Annotated in this window: 19 protein-coding genes; 16 read left to right on the forward strand and 3 right to left on the reverse strand. The window is 56.4% G+C overall.

Going from position 1 to position 17862, the window contains the following annotated elements:
* Window positions 1-150 precede the first annotated feature (150 nt).
* The 11 genes from NQZ67_RS21670 to NQZ67_RS21720 all read left to right on the forward strand — a co-directional run bounded on the left by NQZ67_RS21670 (window position 151) and on the right by NQZ67_RS21720 (window position 7650).
* Complete coding sequence (locus NQZ67_RS21670) at window positions 151-594, forward strand: DUF948 domain-containing protein (protein ID WP_257449978.1); 444 nt, start codon at window positions 151-153, stop codon at window positions 592-594.
* 75 nt (window positions 595-669) lie between these two features.
* On the forward strand, window positions 670-1059 hold the full coding sequence (locus NQZ67_RS21675; RefSeq protein ID WP_257449979.1) for a YtxH domain-containing protein: 390 nt from the start codon (window positions 670-672) through the stop codon (window positions 1057-1059).
* A 252-nt stretch (window positions 1060-1311) separates the two neighbouring features.
* Window positions 1312-2121: a glutamate racemase gene (gene racE / locus NQZ67_RS21680; protein WP_371825339.1), complete on the forward strand. Its 810-nt coding sequence runs from the start codon at window positions 1312-1314 to the stop codon at window positions 2119-2121.
* 139 nt (window positions 2122-2260) lie between these two features.
* The gene (locus NQZ67_RS21685; protein ID WP_257449982.1) at window positions 2261-3142 is read left to right on the forward strand and encodes a M14 family metallopeptidase; all 882 of its coding nucleotides are present in this window, start codon (window positions 2261-2263) and stop codon (window positions 3140-3142) included.
* 275 nt (window positions 3143-3417) lie between these two features.
* Window positions 3418-3651, forward strand: a complete 234-nt coding sequence (locus tag NQZ67_RS21690; RefSeq protein WP_371825340.1) for a hypothetical protein — start codon at window positions 3418-3420, stop codon at window positions 3649-3651.
* Between the two features lie 41 nt (window positions 3652-3692).
* On the forward strand, window positions 3693-3995 hold the full coding sequence (locus NQZ67_RS21695; RefSeq protein ID WP_257449987.1) for an iron-sulfur cluster assembly accessory protein: 303 nt from the start codon (window positions 3693-3695) through the stop codon (window positions 3993-3995).
* Window positions 3995-4225: a YuzB family protein gene (locus NQZ67_RS21700; protein ID WP_257449990.1), complete on the forward strand. Its 231-nt coding sequence runs from the start codon at window positions 3995-3997 to the stop codon at window positions 4223-4225. The genes NQZ67_RS21695 and NQZ67_RS21700 overlap by 1 nt, the downstream gene beginning before the upstream one ends.
* A 115-nt stretch (window positions 4226-4340) precedes the next feature.
* Window positions 4341-4964 (forward strand): DUF3990 domain-containing protein, encoded by a 624-nt coding sequence (locus NQZ67_RS21705; RefSeq protein ID WP_257449993.1) that lies wholly within the window; start codon window positions 4341-4343, stop codon window positions 4962-4964.
* Window positions 4945-5226: a hypothetical protein gene (locus tag NQZ67_RS21710; RefSeq protein WP_257449995.1), complete on the forward strand. Its 282-nt coding sequence runs from the start codon at window positions 4945-4947 to the stop codon at window positions 5224-5226. The genes NQZ67_RS21705 and NQZ67_RS21710 overlap by 20 nt, the downstream gene beginning before the upstream one ends.
* Window positions 5227-5350: 124 nt before the next feature.
* Window positions 5351-6757: a PDZ domain-containing protein gene (locus NQZ67_RS21715; protein ID WP_257449997.1), complete on the forward strand. Its 1407-nt coding sequence runs from the start codon at window positions 5351-5353 to the stop codon at window positions 6755-6757.
* Complete coding sequence (locus NQZ67_RS21720; protein WP_257449999.1) at window positions 6754-7650, forward strand: SMP-30/gluconolactonase/LRE family protein; 897 nt, start codon at window positions 6754-6756, stop codon at window positions 7648-7650. The genes NQZ67_RS21715 and NQZ67_RS21720 overlap by 4 nt, the downstream gene beginning before the upstream one ends.
* Before the next feature lie 119 nt (window positions 7651-7769).
* On the opposite strand, the gene NQZ67_RS21725 is transcribed toward NQZ67_RS21720, so the two are convergent.
* Window positions 7770-9797 carry an LTA synthase family protein gene (locus tag NQZ67_RS21725; protein ID WP_257450001.1) on the reverse strand — a complete coding sequence of 676 codons (2028 nt, stop codon included), beginning with the start codon at window positions 9795-9797 and terminating at the stop codon, window positions 7770-7772.
* Window positions 9790-10938 carry a THUMP domain-containing class I SAM-dependent RNA methyltransferase gene (locus NQZ67_RS21730; RefSeq protein WP_257450004.1) on the reverse strand — a complete coding sequence of 383 codons (1149 nt, stop codon included), beginning with the start codon at window positions 10936-10938 and terminating at the stop codon, window positions 9790-9792. The genes NQZ67_RS21725 and NQZ67_RS21730 overlap by 8 nt, the downstream gene beginning before the upstream one ends.
* A gap of 363 nt (window positions 10939-11301) precedes the next feature.
* Here NQZ67_RS21730 and NQZ67_RS21735 point away from each other — a divergent pair, with 363 nt between their 5' ends.
* The gene (locus NQZ67_RS21735; protein WP_257450006.1) at window positions 11302-11937 is read left to right on the forward strand and encodes an O-methyltransferase; all 636 of its coding nucleotides are present in this window, start codon (window positions 11302-11304) and stop codon (window positions 11935-11937) included.
* A gap of 81 nt (window positions 11938-12018) precedes the next feature.
* Here NQZ67_RS21735 and NQZ67_RS21740 read toward each other — a convergent pair whose 3' ends face one another.
* A complete protein-coding gene (locus NQZ67_RS21740) occupies window positions 12019-13239 on the reverse strand; it encodes an MFS transporter (protein ID WP_257450009.1) in 1221 nt (406 codons plus the stop codon).
* Between the two features lie 232 nt (window positions 13240-13471).
* Between NQZ67_RS21740 and NQZ67_RS21745 the strand changes: the two genes are divergently transcribed.
* From NQZ67_RS21745 to NQZ67_RS30690, 4 genes are read left to right on the forward strand one after another with little or no spacing between them, the layout of a single operon-like run.
* On the forward strand, window positions 13472-15148 hold the full coding sequence (locus tag NQZ67_RS21745) for a GspE/PulE family protein (protein WP_257450011.1): 1677 nt from the start codon (window positions 13472-13474) through the stop codon (window positions 15146-15148).
* An 18-nt stretch (window positions 15149-15166) separates the two neighbouring features.
* Window positions 15167-16204: a type IV pilus twitching motility protein PilT gene (locus NQZ67_RS21750; RefSeq protein WP_257450014.1), complete on the forward strand. Its 1038-nt coding sequence runs from the start codon at window positions 15167-15169 to the stop codon at window positions 16202-16204.
* 22 nt (window positions 16205-16226) lie between these two features.
* Window positions 16227-17438 carry a type II secretion system F family protein gene (locus tag NQZ67_RS21755; RefSeq protein ID WP_257450016.1) on the forward strand — a complete coding sequence of 404 codons (1212 nt, stop codon included), beginning with the start codon at window positions 16227-16229 and terminating at the stop codon, window positions 17436-17438.
* 56 nt (window positions 17439-17494) lie between these two features.
* Complete coding sequence (locus NQZ67_RS30690) at window positions 17495-17854, forward strand: prepilin-type N-terminal cleavage/methylation domain-containing protein (RefSeq protein ID WP_371825341.1); 360 nt, start codon at window positions 17495-17497, stop codon at window positions 17852-17854.
* Window positions 17855-17862: the final 8 nt, after the last annotated feature.

The following is a 17862-nucleotide window of genomic DNA, read 5'->3' on the forward strand; positions in this document are numbered from 1 at the left end:
CGCCGATGGTGCGGGCTTTCTTTTTTTTGCTTGCCGAAGCTGTGTCAAAACAAGCCCATGCTGCATTAACTGTCATTACGAAGTAGGCATTCGTCTAGTCGGCGCGGGGGAACGATCGGCCGGCTGAGCTCGAAGAGGAGGCGCATGGTGATGGCGGAATGGAGCGCGGCAGTCGCAGCCGGAGCTTTCGTCGTATTGACGGCGGGGCTGCTGATCGGACTCCGATTGCTGCTTAAGCGAGTGGAGCAGACCGGGGCCGCCGTTCGGGAAGCGCAGGCGGATCTGCATAGGCTCGCGGCGGAGATCAGCTCGGTCTTGCAGCCGCTGGAGGAATCGGTTCGCAGCGTGCACCGGGGGCTTGAGGCTGCAGAGGGGCTGGTGCAAGCCGTCCGGCAGGTAGGCGGCACGGTCGAGAAGACGACGTCCGCCGTCGAACGCGTCACAGACGCTTTTTCCTCGTCCGCGGTGAAGCATGCCGAGCGTATCGCGAGAGGCAAGCAGCTGGGGGAAGCGGCGCAATGGGCGGAGCTCGGCTTGACGGCTTGGCAGCTTTGGCAATCGAGCCGGAGCGGCAAGCAAGGCGAATCGGAGTAAGAAGCGATTCCCGCCACAACCGCTGAATCAACGAGCCAAGACGAAGGGTACTCTAAAGCTGAAAGGAGCGAATACATGATGTCAACACGCAAGGATTCAAAAGGTTTTCTGCTCGGAGCACTAGCCGGAGGTATTATCGGATCGGTGACCGCGCTGCTGTTCGCGCCGAAATCCGGCAAGGAGCTGCGCCAGGATATTTCCGCCGGAGCGCAGAAGGTAGGCGACACGACGCTTTACGCGGCGAATAAAGTCGGAGAAACGACGGGCCGCATCGCAAGGGAGATCGGGGGCCGCACGACAAGCATCGCCGGCAGCATCGTGGACAGCGTCAAGGGCTTGCGCAGAGACTCGGAGGAGGACGCTGTCGTGACGATTTCCGGCACGGCAACGGCGGAGACGGCGGAATTGGCGGAAGAAGCGCTGGAAGCGGCGATCGAGGCGGAAGAGACGAAGCAGCTGTCGTAATGACAGGCGAACATAAGAAAAGCCGCCGCCGGGGTCCATCACCTCGAGAAAACTTCCATAAGCGATCAGAGAGCCAGCGCGATTCCGCGTTTGGCTCTATTTGTCTGATTCAGGAGGGACGGGCGGGCATCATCTTCCTTGAACCTTGTCCCTATTTGCGTTAAGATGTAGGTACGTTTTCGAAGCTGTATTCATATGCTATTTTGTCTCGGAATCGAATTCAATCATCATGTTTAAGAAAGCGGTGTGTTTGTGCAGCAACCGATTGCGATACTAGATTCCGGCGTAGGCGGCCTTACCGTAGTGAAGGAAGTCATGCGCCAACTGCCGCGCGAGAAAATTATTTATTTCGGAGATACGGCGCGTACCCCGTATGGTCCGAGAACGCCCGAAGAAGTGGTGCGTTTCACAAGAGAAATCGTCGATTATCTGATACAGTTCCATCCCAAAATGATCGTCATCGCCTGCAACACGGCGACGGCCGTCGCGCTTACCGATATTCGCTCGAGAGTGGCGGTTCCCGTCGTCGGCGTCATTAATCCCGGCGCAAGGGCGGCAATCGGCAAGACGGTGACCGGATGCGTCGGCGTCATCGGCACGGAGGGCACCATCAAGAGCGGCGCTTACGAGCAGGCTCTCCGCGAGCTGTCGCCGCATGTTCAAGTGGTCAGCGAGGCATGCCCGAAATTTGTCACGTTAGTCGAGCAAGGCAACTTCCGGTCCATGGAGACATACAATATCGTCCGGGATTCCATCGAGCATATGCGAACCTACCCGATTGATTGTTTGATCCTGGGTTGTACGCATTATCCGTTCCTGACGGAGACGATCTCCGAGGTCATGGGCAGCTCGGTGAATCTCATCAGCTCGGCGGACGAGACGGCGAGAGAGATCAGCACGATTCTGCACGAGAAGAGGAAGCTAGCGCGGAACGAGCAGGAGCCGATCCATCAGTTTTTCTGCAGCGGAGATCCTCAGATGTTCAAGCATATCGCGCAGCAATGGCTCGGCGAGCAAATCGAACTGACGCCTGTCGTCTGGCAGGTTCCGAATATTAGCTAGCGAAAGCCGCCTCCCACGGGAGGCGGTTTATTCGTACGGACGACCGCCCTTTTGGGCTGCAAATAGGAAAAAGGACAAAGCCTCCCCGCATAGGATGAATCAAGAAAGGGTTATTCTTTCGGACGGAGGCGAGCAATCGATGAAGGATGAATACCGGTATGGCGGCATGATGGAGGAAATCGGGCGTTTGACGTCCGCTTATTCCTTTGTGGAGGCGCACCCGATAGGATGGAGCGTGCTCGGCAGACCCATCGCGGCGCTCCGATGCGGAGTCGGCCCCAAGCCGATTCATATCAACGCTTCGTTCCATGCCAACGAATGGATTACGTCCGCGCTGCTGATGAGATTTGTATCCGAGCTGTCGGAATGCTACCGGACGGGGAGACGGCTCGGCGGACAAGACGTATCGGGGCTGTGCTGCGAGACGACGCTGTGGGCCGTGCCGATGGTCAATCCGGACGGAGCGGAGCTCGTGCAAGGCGGACTTGACACCGTTCCGCCTCATTACCGGGATACGCTGCTTCGGCTGAACGGCGGACTGACGGATTTCAACGGCTGGAAAGCAAATATACGGGGCGTGGACCTGAACGACCAATTCCCCGCGTATTGGGAGGAGGAGCGCAAGCGGCGCGGCATAGAGGGCCCGGGTCCGCGCGATTATCCGGGTCCGTACCCTCTCAGCGAGCCGGAGGCGGCCGCTATGGCGGCATTTACGGAGCGGCTCCGATTCCGCGCCGTCGTCGCGCTTCATACGCAAGGACGCGAAATTTATTGGAACTACCGGGATTACGAGCCGCCTCAGTCGGAGGAGCTTGCCCGGAAGCTGGGCGCGGTAAGCGGCTACGAGCCGATCAAGCTGAGCGGCAGCGACGCCGGCTACAAGGATTGGTTTATTCAAAACTACCGTCTGCCGGGCTTTACGGTCGAGGCGGGCTACGGGGAAAATCCGCTGCCGGTCCGGGCGTTCGAATCGATCTACGCGGAGCTCCGGCCGCTGCTCATCGAATCGCTTAGGCTATAAGCCAAAGCGGCTCAACCATTCGAGTTGCTTTGGCTAATGAGCCAAAGCGGCTCAACCATTCGAGTTGCTTTGGCTAATGAGCCAAAGCGAGCTCAACCATTCGAGTTGCTTTGGCCAACAAGCCAAAGCGGTTGCAAGGTCAGTCAAGCCGCCATGGCCAAGCCAAGGCGGCTGCAGCCGGCGCCCTGTTGGCGCCGGCCCGACCTCCGGCCAGTGGGTGAACGCGTTTTTGCTATGGTATACTAGGGTATATACAAGGCAAAGGAGGGATGGGCATGCGCAAGCTGCTGTCGCTCAGACATTGGCGGAATACATTCTCGCTTATTTATCGAATCTTGACGGCGAAGCACGTAAGGCTGGTAGACAAGCTGCTGTTCATAATTCCCGTTCTGGCCTACTGGATCATGCCGGACGTCATGCCGTTCATTCCGGTTGACGATATCGCCGCAACGATGATCATTGCGGAATGGTTTGCCCGGAGGATGGCAAGGAAGTATAATATAAGGTAAGACTTTTGCTAAGGGGCAAATAGAAGGAGCTGTAGAGAGACATGAAATGCAAAATTTCCCGCAACGCGGCGAAAATGATAAAGCTTGAACTGGACAAGCCGGAGAACGAAGGCAAGCTGCTGCGCGTCTACGTGACGCACGCTCACGGCGATCATGCCCATTACGGCATGGGGATCGACACGCCGACCGACAAGGACGTCGTCGTATCTACGGACAAGGATATCGACGTCATTCTCGAGAAGGACAACGAGTTCCTCGACGGCGTTCGCATCGACTATTTCTATGTACCGGAGGAAGGCTTCGCGGTGACCAATCCGTCGAAGGGTAATCACGGAGATCATTAATGGCAACCAACGATATTAAAGTATGCGAGCAATGCAAGCATATGCGCATGAAGACATCGGTGGCCAAGCTCAAGAAGCTGGCCCCGGAAGCGGATATCACCACGGTTAACTGCAAGTCGTATTGCGGGCCGTGCGCCCGCTACGCTTTCGTTTTCATTAACGGCCGGTACGTGAAGGGCGCGACCGAAGACGAAGCGATCGAGAAAGCGATGACTTATTTGAAGAAATAATGGACTTATGGCACGGCATACAATAGGCTAAGCGAACGCACCTGACGAAACCCGACAACGAGAAGCTGTTGGGTTTTTTTCGTTTAATGGGGCAGAGAGGGGCATCGGGAGACGGATGGATATCACGACACCGCAGCTGCTCTACCACGGCACGACAAGCAGCACGGTAGAGAGCTTTCGGCATACACTATTACAATCGCGATATTGGAAGCCGGGCAAGGATTTCGGCGAAGGCTTCTATACGACGATATCGATCGCGCAAGCGAGAAGATGGGCCCATAAGACGGCCAAGGAGAGCTGGGACGGCGGCAAGCCGTGCGTGCTCGTCGTGGAGCTGACCAGTTTGCCCGAACGGGTGGAGCCCCTGCTGTTCCTGTCGGATTCGCCAGCCTGGGGATCCTTCGTCTATAGTCACCGCAAAGCGGGCGTTAAGGGACAGGATCCTTGCAAGAGGCATCCGGATATAATAATCGGACCCATGGCGGACAATGACACTGGCAAAATCGTGCATAAAGGGGTACAATTAAACAAAGACGACAATTGGTTCTATGAACAAATTACGCGTTCCGAGAAAGGCCGGAAGCTGGATGCGCTGAAGCTGGGCAACCAGGTCGTATTCTCGTCGGAGCGTTGGGAGCCTCACCTTACGCTGGTAGGCTACCATATTTTTGCGGGAGGAAGGTGGATGTATGGCGACGCCAGGAGCACGAGTGACGCGAGTGAGATTAAGCTCCTATGAGAGGGGCATAGCGGAAGCGCTGGCCGGCGGTTACGGCTACACGCCGAAAGCCGCGCGGGAGCTTGTCGTGGAGTACATCATGGTCGTGCGACGATTAGGCGGATACGAGCAATGCGGGCATTACGCGGAGCTGCTGGACCGTGCCAAGCGCGCCGGACTGACGCCTTCCCAGTGGATACAGCGCATTATCGAGATCGAGCAGGGCGAGGCGAGAGACCGCGGCATCGGCGAGGAGCAGCGGCATTATTTGCAGACCAAGTAGCGGTTGCTCTTGCGGCAGTATGATACTTTAAGTCCCACGAAGACAAGGGGTCGTGAAACGATGAAGGTTCACGGGGCTTACTTGTCTTTTTTGTTGTCTTCTTAGGAAATGGAGGCTGTTAATCGTGATTAATCAAGCGAAGGCGGGTAAACGATTCTATTACATCGGATTTGCCGCGGCGGTCGTCAGCCTCGTCGTCGCGGAGCTGATCTGGCTGCCGGCGCCGGCGCGTACGGCCGGGGGAACGCAATGGATCGAGTGGATCGACTGGCTGTATTACGGGCTTGCTTTGATTCCGTTATGCTGGGCGGCGGGCGCGGCATGGCTGTTGCGCAAGTCCGAGAGCGCAGCCGGCGTTCGCGTAATCCGTGCCATCATTCTGGCGCTTAGCTTGCTGCTAGCGGCCGGCATTGTTATGGATGCCGTTCACATGCTCGGGCTGGCTATCGCCTGCGCTACTTCGGTCGTGTTGCTCCTGATCGCGGATCTGATGCTGAGCGAGAGACGGGAGCGGGGCGGCTTCCCTTGGCGCAGCGCCTCGTCGCTGGCCGGAATCGGGCTCGCGCTTTGCGCGCTTCTCGTGCCGACAGGGTACAGCGTTACCTATCCGGGCATGACGCTCAATCTGAACCGGTACGCGCAAGTGGAAGGCGGACAAGCCGTCGGCGAAATAAACGGCGTCCTCGTGTTCGACCGGCCGGCCGTGCTCGCGGACCGATTGTTCGGCGCGCTGCTCCCCCAGTATCGGTTCTATCCCATATCGGAGGATGAGCCGCCGCTGTCGGTCACGTATGCGCAGGTCGTCGCGATGAAAACCGATGCCAACCGCGTAGCGGCGGCGATCGCCATGCAGAAGGCCGGTCTCGGCCAAGGCGTTGTGCCGGACGGCGTCCGTATCGTCGCGATCGTGAAGGGCAGTCCTGCGGACGGCAGACTCGAGGCGGGCGATATCGTGGACGAACTGAACGGCAAGAAAGTACAGACCGTGGAAGACATGATCGGGTACATGTCGTCGGTGAAGCCCGGAGAAACGGTCGTCGTCCAGGTAAGGCGCGGCGGCGAGGCACTGACCGTGCAGGTGCCGACCCATGCATCGGAGGGGGACGAGTCCAAGGCGGTATTCGGGGTGTCCGTGCAGACGGAGGCGAAGCTGGATACGCCTCGAGCGGTCGCCTTCCACGAATATCGGGCCCATGTCGGAGGGCCGTCGCACGGCGCGATGCTGACGCTTGCGATTCTGGATCAGCTGATGGCCGGCGGCGTTACGGGAGGGCTTCAGGTAGCCGGTACGGGGACGATCGAGATGGACGGATCGATCGGCATGGTCGGCGGAATTCCGCAGAAGGCTTATGCCGTCAGCCGAACGGGAGCGGACGTGTTTTTTGTGCCGGAGGAAGGCGCGGAGGCGGCCGCGGAGGCTGCGCCGGAGCTAAACGTCGTAGCCGTGGGTCATATCGACGAGGTGCTGGCGTGGCTTAGCGAGCATGGCGGACGTGGGATGGAGACTAGAGAAGGAGGGAATGCGGAATGATTCGAACGGAACAAGCGTCGCTCATTCTTGATAGCAAGTCGGAGCTTGGAGAAGGGCCGCATTGGGATAGCGTTTCGGGCACGTTGTATTTTGTCGATATTATCGGCCAAATGGCGCATGCTTACGATCCGCGCGGGGGGAAGCATGACGTTCATCGATTCGGGCTGATGCCGAGCTCGGTCATCCCGATGGCTGACGGGCGTTGGGTGCTGACGATGCAGGACGGCATTTATAGCTACAGCCCTGGCGACGGGGCGCTGGAAGTGCTGGCTATGGTGGAAGAGGATCTGCCGGGCAATCGCTTCAACGACGCCAAGTGCGATCCGATGGGGCGGCTATGGGCGGGGACGATGGACATGAGCTTTCGGGCGTTTACGGGGAGCTTGTACCGGATGGAGCCGGACGGCGGCGTGCGAAGGATGCTGGGCGATGTAGGCTGCTCCAACGGGCTCTCGTGGGATGAGAGCAAATCAAGCATGTATTACATCGACACGATGAAACGCGAGGTATACGGTTTCCATTACGAGACGGAGACGGGCGAGATCAGCGGGCGGCGGAAGCTGCTGGATTGGCCGGAAGATGCCGGGTCGCCTGACGGTATGACGATCGACGCGGAGGGAATGCTGTGGATCGCGCATTTCGGCGGAGGCAGGGTGTCGCGCTGGAACCCGGCCAACGGCGAGCTTCTCGGCGAAATTCGGGTAGCCGCGCCGAACGTCACGTCCTGCGTGTTCGGAGGAGAATCGCTGGACGAGCTGTACATCACGACCGCCAGGACCGGACTCACGCCTAGCCAGCTTGAGGCTTACCCGCATGCGGGGGGCGTGTTCGCGGCGAAGCTGGGCGTCACAGGAACGCCGTCACGATGCTTCGGCGGCCGGGATGTAAGGTAGGCTGAGGTAAGCGCAGCTACGGATTCGCTCATGAGGCAGTTCATTCCAACTAGAAAAGGCGGTGCTGCTGCACCGCCTTTCGCATGCCTATATATGTGCTGCAATCTCATTTGCGATGATTAACGTTCTCCGCCCATCGCTTCGACGGCTTCGTCTTCCTCGAACGAGCGGAGCAGATCGCCGATGACGATCCGGTCGGACATCATAAGCTCCGTGTCGGCTTCGCCGGAAAACGGCAGGCAAACGTTCGTGTCGAGCTGTTCTCCCGAGATTGCCGAGTAGCAGGTCCCGTTCGCGGGAATGCCGTCCGGCGACGGCACGAAGTAGAGCTCGCCATCCGTCCATGCCCCGTTGCGCTGCGTAACCGTCCGCTTCCCGCTCTCCGATTCCGTCAGAAGAGGCGAACCGAGCCAATAGGGCTTGCCTCCGGAGATGCCGAGCAGGTGCAGCAGCGTCGGCGTTACGTCCAATTGGCCCCCGACATCGTTGTAGCGGCCGGCATGGGCGCCGTCCGGGAGGTGAAGGAGGAACGGCACGCTTTTGACCAGCTGCTCCCTTTGCACCGGGTTCGACGTGTCCTCCATAAAGCGTTCATACAGCTCCCATTGCTGAATGGAGTTGTCATGGTCGCCGTAGACGGCCAGAATCGTGTTCTCCCACAGCCCTTCCGCCTTCAGCCTCTCGACGAGCTCGCCCAGAGCGGCGTCCGCGTAGTGGACGACCTGCAGATAGTCCCCCATGATCGTCCCGTCCAGCTCTTCGACGTTCAGCAGCTTCTGTGCGGCGGGAAGCTTGTACGGGTGGTGGCTGGTGAGCGAGATCATAAACGCGTGGAACGGCTGCGGAAGCTCGGCTACGATATCCATAGACTGCCGGTAGAAGGATTTGTCCCCCAGCGCCCAGCCGAGCCGCTCGTCCAGCTCGAAATGCTTAAGGCTGTAGAACTCGTCGTATTCCATCCGGTCGTACATGACGTTGCGGTTCCAGAAGCCTCCCTGATAAGGATGGAAGACCGTTGCGGAATAGCCGTTGTCCTTGAGCGTCTCCGGCAGACACGCGAAGTCGTGGGACGCGTATTGAATGAACACCGAGCCGCTCTTCATCGGCTGAAGCGAGCAGTTGACGGCAAAATCGGCATCTGACGTGCGTCCCTGAGACGTTTGGTGGTAGAACCGGGAGAAGTACGCGCTCTCTTCGATCAGATCGTTCAGGACCGGCGTAATCTCCTTGCCGCCGATCGACTTGCCGATCATGAAGGTTTGGAGCGATTCCATTTGCACCATTAGAACGTTGCTTCCCTTATACGAGCCGAACAGCGGATCCTGCTCGAGCGACTGTCTTGCGTTCGCGCGGTCCTTCATCCAAGCCTCGGTCTCGTCCAGCTGTTCGGCGGTGACGGTCTCGGCGCCGAACCAGTTCAGCTGGGCATATCGGTAAACGTCATAGCCATGAAAGCCAAGGCCGCCGGCGACATTATAGATGGATAGGTTCCACCAGTTTTTCTCGAATAGACCCTTGGCCCATGTGTCCGTCGCGTGGTTCACATTCGGCACGAACAACGCGAAGCCCAGCATGAAGGCTGCGGCGCTTCCGCCAACCCGAATGGCCAGCTTGCGCCAGAGAGGAGAACGGGAGGCGGCGCTCCTGAGGTCGGCGCGTCCTTTCCAAACGAGATAGACCGCAAAAGGAATGAGCAGGACGGCGTCGACGAACAGCCAAAAATCCCAAGGCTTGAGCAGCTCGGTAATGCTGCCGCCAAGCGATTCCACTTGGCCCAGCTGCATCAGAACAGGTACCGTAATCAGATCCTGAAAGTATCGATAGTAGATCACGTCCGCAAACAGCAAAAAGGATAAAACGAGATTAAGTCCAATCAGAGCCAGAAGCCTGCCGCGCGCGGGCAGAAGCAGCGCCCAGAAGGCAAGCATGAGCACGGCTCCGGTCTCGATCGTGGCGTCCGTCGACGTCATGTCCATGTAGGGGACGGAGAGAAGACGGTTGAACCAGTACAGCTTCAATCTCATCGCGATGACGAACAACAGCATGTCCACGGCTACCAGACGTTCCAGCCAAATCAGGCTGAAGCGAAGGGCTTGCCGTAATGGGGGGAGCCGGTTCGGCAGCGCGAGCGTTTCCTTGCTACTCATGCCGTTTCTCCCGCGGCGGCAGCGGACCAAAAAATTGATAAAAATCCGTCTGGATACGCCCGTTGAACAGCTTGCGCTTCTTGTCCGCCGGACGGCCCATATAATGCTCCACCTGGTCCGATGGACTGATCGCGAACACGGACCATGTCGGGTAATGCAGCGTCATGAGTCCAAACTGGCGAAGCGCGGCTTCGGCTTCCCGCTCATCGCCGAGCCTCTCGCCGTAAGGAGGGTTCGTGATGATGACGCCGTAATCGCCTTGCGGCTTCGCCTTGGCGACAGGCAGCACGCTAACCTTAATGTCCTTGGCAAAGCCAGCCCGCTTGATGGACGTCTCCGAAATTTCGATCGCCCGGGGATCGATGTCGGTGCCTGTAATTTGGAGCGGCACATCGTCCTTCACGGAATCGTAGGCTTCCTCGCGGGCAGCGTCCCACAGCTTCGCGGGGATTCGATCCCAGCGCTCGCTGTTGAACTGGCGGCGCAGCCCCGGCGCGATGTTCCAGCCGATCATCGCCGCTTCGACGAGGAACGTGCCGGAGCCGCAGAACGGGTCGTAGAACGGGCGCTCCGCCCGCCAGCGGCTTAAGAGGATAAGAGCGGCGGCCATCGATTCGCGGATGGGCGCTTCGTTGGAAACCAGGCGATAGCCGCGTTTGTGCAGGCCCGCACCGGAGGTATCCAGCGTAAGCAGCGCTTCGTCGTTCAGCAGCGAAACTTCAATAACGTACCTGCCACCGTTCTCGTCGAACCATTCCGTGCCGTAGCGGTCCTTCATTTTCTCCACGACGGCTTTCTTCACGATCTTCTGGCAGGCCGGCACGCTCGACAGAAGCGATTTATGCGAACGGCCTTCCACGGGAAACTCTCCATTCTCCGGAATCCAGTCGGGCCAGTCCAGCGCCTTGGTTCCCTCGAACAGCTCGTCGAACGTCGTCGCCTTGAATTTGCCCATCTGGATCAGGATGCGCCCGGCCGTTCGGAGCCATAAATTCGTGCGGCAGATGTCCTCCGGACCGCCGCGGAAGTTCACTCGTCCGTTCTCCACTTGGAGATCGGTATACCCGAGCTCCTTCAGCTCCCTCGCGACGACAGCCTCCAGGCCCATCGGGGAGGTTGCGATTAAATGCAGTTGTTCCACTTGTTTGCACACTCATTTCTTAGAGGAGGTTCAAAAAGATCGTTTTTGATCACGAGGATTACTCACGAGGCCCATTCGACATCGAATCTTGAATTCAGCCGGAATTAGCATATGCTTACGAAGTATGTTTCCTCCGGAAACATTGCAGGTACTCACGTAGCCTCCAGCTACGCTCAGTTCCTCAATTCCTAGCTTCTTTCAACCTTCTCGGTGCTGAAAAACAAACTTTTTGAACAAACTCAATATTTATAATCAATTTGATGCTTGCGTGCGGACGTTGTAACGCGCCCCGCAAAAACATACAATTAAGTATAGGTGAATTGGGCACTCTTTTACAAATGAATCATACAGGGAGAGAACGAAATGTCGACGATCGATGAGCAATATGTGGACGGGCTGTATCCGAAGGATAGCGAGCTGGAAAAGGTGAAGGAAGGAATCGCCAGCAAAGGCATGCCTTCCATCTCCGTCGCGGACGGTTACGGCAGGCTGTTGACCTTGCTGGTGCGCATGTCGGGAGCGAGCAAGCTGCTGGAGATCGGAGCTCTGGGCGGATACAGCGGGATTTGCCTTGCGAGAGGACTTGGAGAAGGCGGGCAGCTGTTATCGCTCGAGCTTCTGCCGGCGTATGCCGAGGTGGCGAAGGTTCATTTGAAGGAAGCAGGCCTCGGAGACAAAGTCAGCTACATGGTGGGGGATGCCAAAGAAAGCTTGGCCACGCTGAAGGAAGAAGGCCGCAGGTTCGATTTCTTCTTCATCGACGCGGATAAGGAAGGGTATCCGGTCTATCTCGATTACGCGCTCGAGCTGGCCGAGCCTGGAGCGATCATCGTCGGCGACAACATCCTGCTGCGGGGCCGGACGACGGACGAAGCGAAGCAAGGGCCATCGGTGCTGGCCGTTCGCTCCTTCAACGAACGAATCGCGACGGACGAGCGGCTCGAGAGCACGATACTGCCCGGCTACGACGGGCTTGCGATCGCGCGGGTGAAGGAGTAGGCATTCGGAAAGGAAAAGGGGACAGAAGCCGCCGTGGCGGCTCTGTCCCCTTTTTGTTGCGTCGACGTGCAGAGAGTATCGCTACGCCGGAGGTTGCTTTTGCCGCCTCGGCAGCTTGCGAAGCAGCGAATGCCATGCCCACGCGCCGTTTAACAGCATAAGAGCCCCGGACACATAAAAGAGGCCGTGAATGCCGATATAACCAGAGAGAGCTCCGCCGGCTATCGGCCCGATCATATTGCCGAGGCTTAGTGTGCTGCTGTTGAAGCTGTACGCGCGGCTCTCCATGCCGTCCGGCGTATATTTGCGGATGAGGGAGTTGACCGCCGGTATAAGTCCGCCGAGGAACAGGCCAAGCCCGAATCTAGCGAGCAGCAGCTGCCATACCGTATCCGCCATGGCTTGCGGGATAAACGCGAGCGCCGCGCCGACCAGCGAGACGGCGAGCACGCGTTCCGCGCCGATCCGGTCGCTCAGCCTCCCGAGCAGCGGCGAGGCTATCATGTTGGACAAGCCCGTCACCGAGCCGACGAAGCCGGCTAGAAACGCGAGATTCTCGGTGCTGCCGTGAAGCTCCTGCACGTACAGCGGGATGAGCGTCATCGGGCTCATGTTCGCGAATTGAATGAATAGCGTCACGCCGAACAGCGCCATGAGCTGCGGGATTCGGCTGATCCGCTTGAAGCCTTCCATGACGGAGGCTTGCACGCGGCTCGCGGCTTTGGCCAGGTCGAACGACTCCTTCACGACGAACAGGGCCAGCAGCGACGCGATGAACAGGAGCGCGCCCGTGATGTAGAAGATCGGGCGGTAGCCGACCGCGTCGGCAAGCAGCCCGCCGATGAGCGGACCGAGTATCGTGCCCCCGATAGCGCCGGATTGGAGCGAGCCCATCGCGAAGCCCATCCGCTCCTTCGGCGTCGTCGCCGAGACGAGGGCGATGGAGGCGGGATTGAACCCGGATATCGTGCCGTTCAGCATGCGGAGCAGCAGCAGATGCCAAGGATTCGTCGCGAAGCCCATCAGCACCATGACGATCGCCATGCCGAAGCCGGAGCGAAGCAGCATCATTTTGCGGCCGTACCGGTCCGACAGCTTGCCCCAGATTGGCTGGAAGATGAAGGCGGTGACGAAGTTCCCCGCGAATATGACGCCGGCCCACACGCCGATCTCATGCGGATCGGACAACCCGAGCTCGAACTGCAGGTACAGCGTAAGAAACGGGATGATCATGGTCATGCCCGCCATGACGAGAAACTGTCCGAACCAAAGGACGATCAGATTTTTTTTCCATTGTTCCATTGATTTTTACTCCGTAATCTCTCGTTTTGTTGTGATAGTAGTGGAAGGGATAGGTAAAAAGGCTTATAGTTTACCGTCATTGTAAAATAGGATAAATGTACCAAGAAAACAGGTCGAAACTTGTCGTTAACATCGTTGACAAGGAACACGACCACTGGTTTAATTAATAGTATATAGAGCTTTTTCATAGTTTCATTGAGTAGTTCTAAATACCTAACGGTTGGTGATCGATATGGCGACTATCCGCAAAAGAATAGGAGATCTCCTGCTGGAGTCTGGCGTCATAAGCGAGGACCAGCTTCGCACCGCGCTCGAGAAGCAGCGGGAAACGAAGATGAGATTGGGAGATATGCTGATCTCCTTAGGATACATCACCCAGCAGCAATTTATTGAAGCATTGGAATTTCAATTGGGTATACCGCATGTTCAGCTGTACCGGTACAAGATCGAACCGAAAATCGTTCAGCTCATTTCCCAGAAGCTGGCCGATCAGCATTGCGTCATGCCCATTCGCTTGGAAAGCAATAAGCTAATACTCGCGATGGCCGATCCATTAGATTATTTTGCCATAGATGAAATCCGAATCGCAACCGGACTGCGCGTAGAACCGGTAATTGCTTCCAAGAGTGAACTTTTGGCGACGATCAGCCGATATTATGGATTGCAGGACACAATCGAGCAAATTACTCAAAATTTGCAGCTTCGCGACTTGGATGAAGACACCGCGATTAAGGATGAGGATTCCCCTGTCGTCAAGACGGTTAATCAGATTATTACGCAGGCCGTTCAGCTTGGGGCAAGTGATATTCATCTGGACCCGCAGGACGGCAGCTACCGTATTCGTTACCGCGTTGATGGAGTTATGCGAACGGAGCGCACCTTACCGCCCGGCATGCATGGCATTATTGCGGCCCGCATCAAAATTATGGCGAACCTGAACGTCGCAGAGAGAAGAATTCCTCAAGACGGCAGGGTTGAACTGGAGATCGATTTCCGGAAGGTTGACGTCCGGATTTCGACTCTGCCAACAATCCATGGCGAGAAGGTTGTTATTCGCGTCCTCGATCTCGGACACTCCTTAGCGGATATTAGCAAGCTCGCTCTCTCTCCGCGCAATGAGGAAGCATTCCGAAGAAGCATCGAGATGGCTCACGGCGTCGTGTTAATTACCGGCCCAACCGGAAGCGGGAAGTCGACGACGCTATATTCGGCGCTCGCTCACCTCAACAAGGACGACGTCAATATTATAACCGTCGAGGACCCGGTCGAATATCAGATGGAAGGTATTAATCAAGTCCAAGTGAATACAACGACGGGGTTGTCGTTCGCGAGAGGACTTCGGGCGATTCTACGGCAAGATCCGAACATAATTATGTTGGGCGAGATTCGGGACTCTGAGACGGCGGAAATATCGGTTCGCGCGGCGATGACGGGGCACTTGGTGCTGAGCACCTTGCATACCAATAGCGCCGTCGGTTCGATAAGCAGGCTTATCGATATGGGCGTGGAGCCGTTCCTTATATCATCTTCCGTCAATTGCATTATGGCGCAGCGGTTAGTAAGACGTGTTTGCCCGAATTGCTCGGGTTCATACGCGCCGTCGGACAAAGAGCTCGAATTGTTGCAAGCGCATGGAATCAAGGCTACGACCCTCCGTAAAGGAGCCGGTTGCAGCGAATGCGGCCGGACAGGCTTTAAGGGAAGGTTAGCGATTCATGAACTCCTTGTCGTGGACAATCATCTTCGTACGATGATTATGGACAAGAGCTCGGATCACGAATACTACAACCATGCGCTTAATCAAGGCATGATTCCGCTGATGGTGGACGGGCTCGAGAAAGCGGCGCAAGGCTTGACGACCGTTACGGAAATTTATCGCGTGTTAGGGCAAGGAGATGAAAAGCTGTGAAGACGGGAGGGCTGGACTATGAACGCCATTGAATTACTGCAATTGGCGCATTCCAGGGGTGTATCGGATATCCATGTTACGGTTAATTCTCCCGTTATATTCCGGCTATTCGGAGAGCTCCGCCCGGTAAACGATTTGGTGATGAAGCCTCGTGATACCGAAGAGCTAGCGAAGCAAATTATGACCGAAGAGCAGTTTAAGAGGCTTCGGGAAGTGGGAGAAGCGGATTTTTCCTACGGTATTCCTCAGCTAGCCCGCTTCAGGGTGAACGCTTATTTGCAGAGGGGGAGCGTCGGACTAGCCATTCGTATCGTGCCTAACCGAATTCCTTCCATGGAGGAGCTCGGGCTGCCGCTTATCGCCCAATCTTTTATACAGAAACCGCAAGGCTTATTGCTGGTGACTGGGCCTACCGGAAGCGGCAAATCGACGACGCTGGCATCCATGATCGAGCATCTCAATCGGACCGATAATCTGCACATCATCACCTTGGAGGACCCGATCGAGTTTATCTACAATCACAAGAAGTCAATGGTCAACCAGAGGGAGGTTGGGCTTGATACGAGCTCCTTCGCGTCCGGCCTTAGGGCCGCGTTAAGACAGGATCCTGACGTGCTGCTGGTAGGCGAGCTTCGGGATTTGGATACGATCAGTACGGCCATTACGGCAGCAGAGACGGGGCATCTGGTGCTGGGCACTCTTCATACCGCTGACGCTCCGCAGACGATTGACCGGATCATCGACGTATTCCCGGCCGACATGCAAGCGCAGATTAGAGTTCAGCTTGCTTCTGTTCTGCTTGGCGTCATCTCTCAACGACTATTGCCGCGGAGAGTCGGCGGGGGAAGAACGGCAGCCTACGAGCTGCTTGTCAATACGCCGGCCATCGCCAACTTGATCCGAACGGAGAAGGTCTACCAGATACGTTCGGTCATGCAGACAGGCAAAGCTTACGGTATGCAGACGATGGAGAATGCTCTGCGTGAGCTCGTGAATCAAGGCGTCGTTGCGTTGGAGTCCGCGCAGGAAGCTCATTTCGGTTTCGGTGACCTATAGGAGATAGTCAGGAGGTGTGCCTATGCCCAAATACCGATACAAAGCAATTAGCGCAGACGGGAAAAAATCGACGGGTATTGTAGAGGCGAACTCGCTTCAACGGGCTAGGGAATCGATCACCGAGAAGGGCTTATGGCTAACGGAGATCGTGGATACCAACGAAACGACTTTGTACAAGGAAATTTCGTTCGGCGGGCCGACGGTGAAGACGGACCATTTCACGATCTTCTGCAGACAGCTGGCTACAATGTACCGTGCTGGCGTCAGTCTTGTTGAAGCCGTTCAAATTCTACGGGATCAGACAGCAAGCAAAACGTTGTCAAAGCTGCTTGACAGTATTGCCGAGGAGATGAGAGGCGGCAAGCAGCTGTCCGAAGCAGCGGCGGCCTATCCCAGCGTGTTTAGCCCTGTCTTCATCTACATGGTCCAAGCCGGGGAAGTGGCGGGTAACCTGGACGTCATGCTGGAGCGTCTAGCCGTCTTCTTCGAGAAGGAACGGAACACAAAGGAAAAAGTAAAGTCGGCGATGATCTATCCCGCCATCATGCTTGTCCTTATGATTATCGTTGTATTTTTTATGATGATCTTCGTTATCCCTCAATATGCGATAAGCTTTGAAGGGATGGGAATCGAGCTTCCGTTGCCGACTCGAATCGTCATGGCGGTAAGCGAATTTATTCAAGGCTATTGGTACGTTGTAATCGCGATGTTGTTCCTTCCAGGCGTGATTTGGAGGTATATCCGCAGAACGGAGAGCGGTAGGCGGCAGTTAGATTATCTGGTATTGAAAATTCCGGTGTTCGGCACGCTGTGGCATAAGCAGGCGATCGCCCGTTTCTCACGGACGTTCAGCTCGCTGCTAGGAGCGGCCATTCCCCTGATGCAGGGTCTCACCATCGTGTCCAATGTTGTAGGTAACGCCGCGATAAGCAGTGTTATCACCGGCATGAAGGAGAAGGTGATGGGCGGGGATTCGATGTCTGAGCCGCTGAAGCAATCCAAGCTGTTCCCACCAATGGTTGTCCAGATGATGGCGATTGGCGAGCGATCAGGCTCCGTCGAGGACATGCTGGACAAGGTCGCAGACTTCTATGAAGCCGACGTCGACCAGATGGCCGAACGGCTCAAAGCGCTGCTCGAGCCGATTATGATTGTGTTGCTTACCGGTATCGTAGGGGTCATCGTCATGGCGGTTATGATGCCTACCTTCAAGATGATGGAAAGTTACTTATAACGGTTTCACTGAAACACCACATACATCATTTTTACAAATCGAGAGGAGAATGCAACATGTTGGCTGCACTGAAAAAAAATGAAAAAGGTTTGACTCTTATTGAGCTTTTGGCGGTACTCGTCATTGTGGGGATTATCGCGGCGATTGCTATTCCGGCGATTGGTAACACAATTAGTAATTCTAAAACAAAAGCTGATGCTGCGACTGATGCTATGATAAAAGAATCTGTCATGCGCTATCTTGTAGATGAAAGTATTACAACAACTACTTCAGCAACTGATATTACTGTATTGGTAACAAAAGGGTACCTAAATGCTGAACCTACTTGGCAAAATACTGCAAATGAAAAAACACATTTTACAGCTACATTAAGTGCATCAAATGCGTGGACAGTTTCTTTAACTAAACAACCATAGGGACGTTT

It is taken from the genome of Paenibacillus soyae (assembly GCF_024623455.1).
Classification (GTDB): Bacteria; Bacillota; Bacilli; order Paenibacillales; family Paenibacillaceae; genus Pristimantibacillus; species Pristimantibacillus soyae.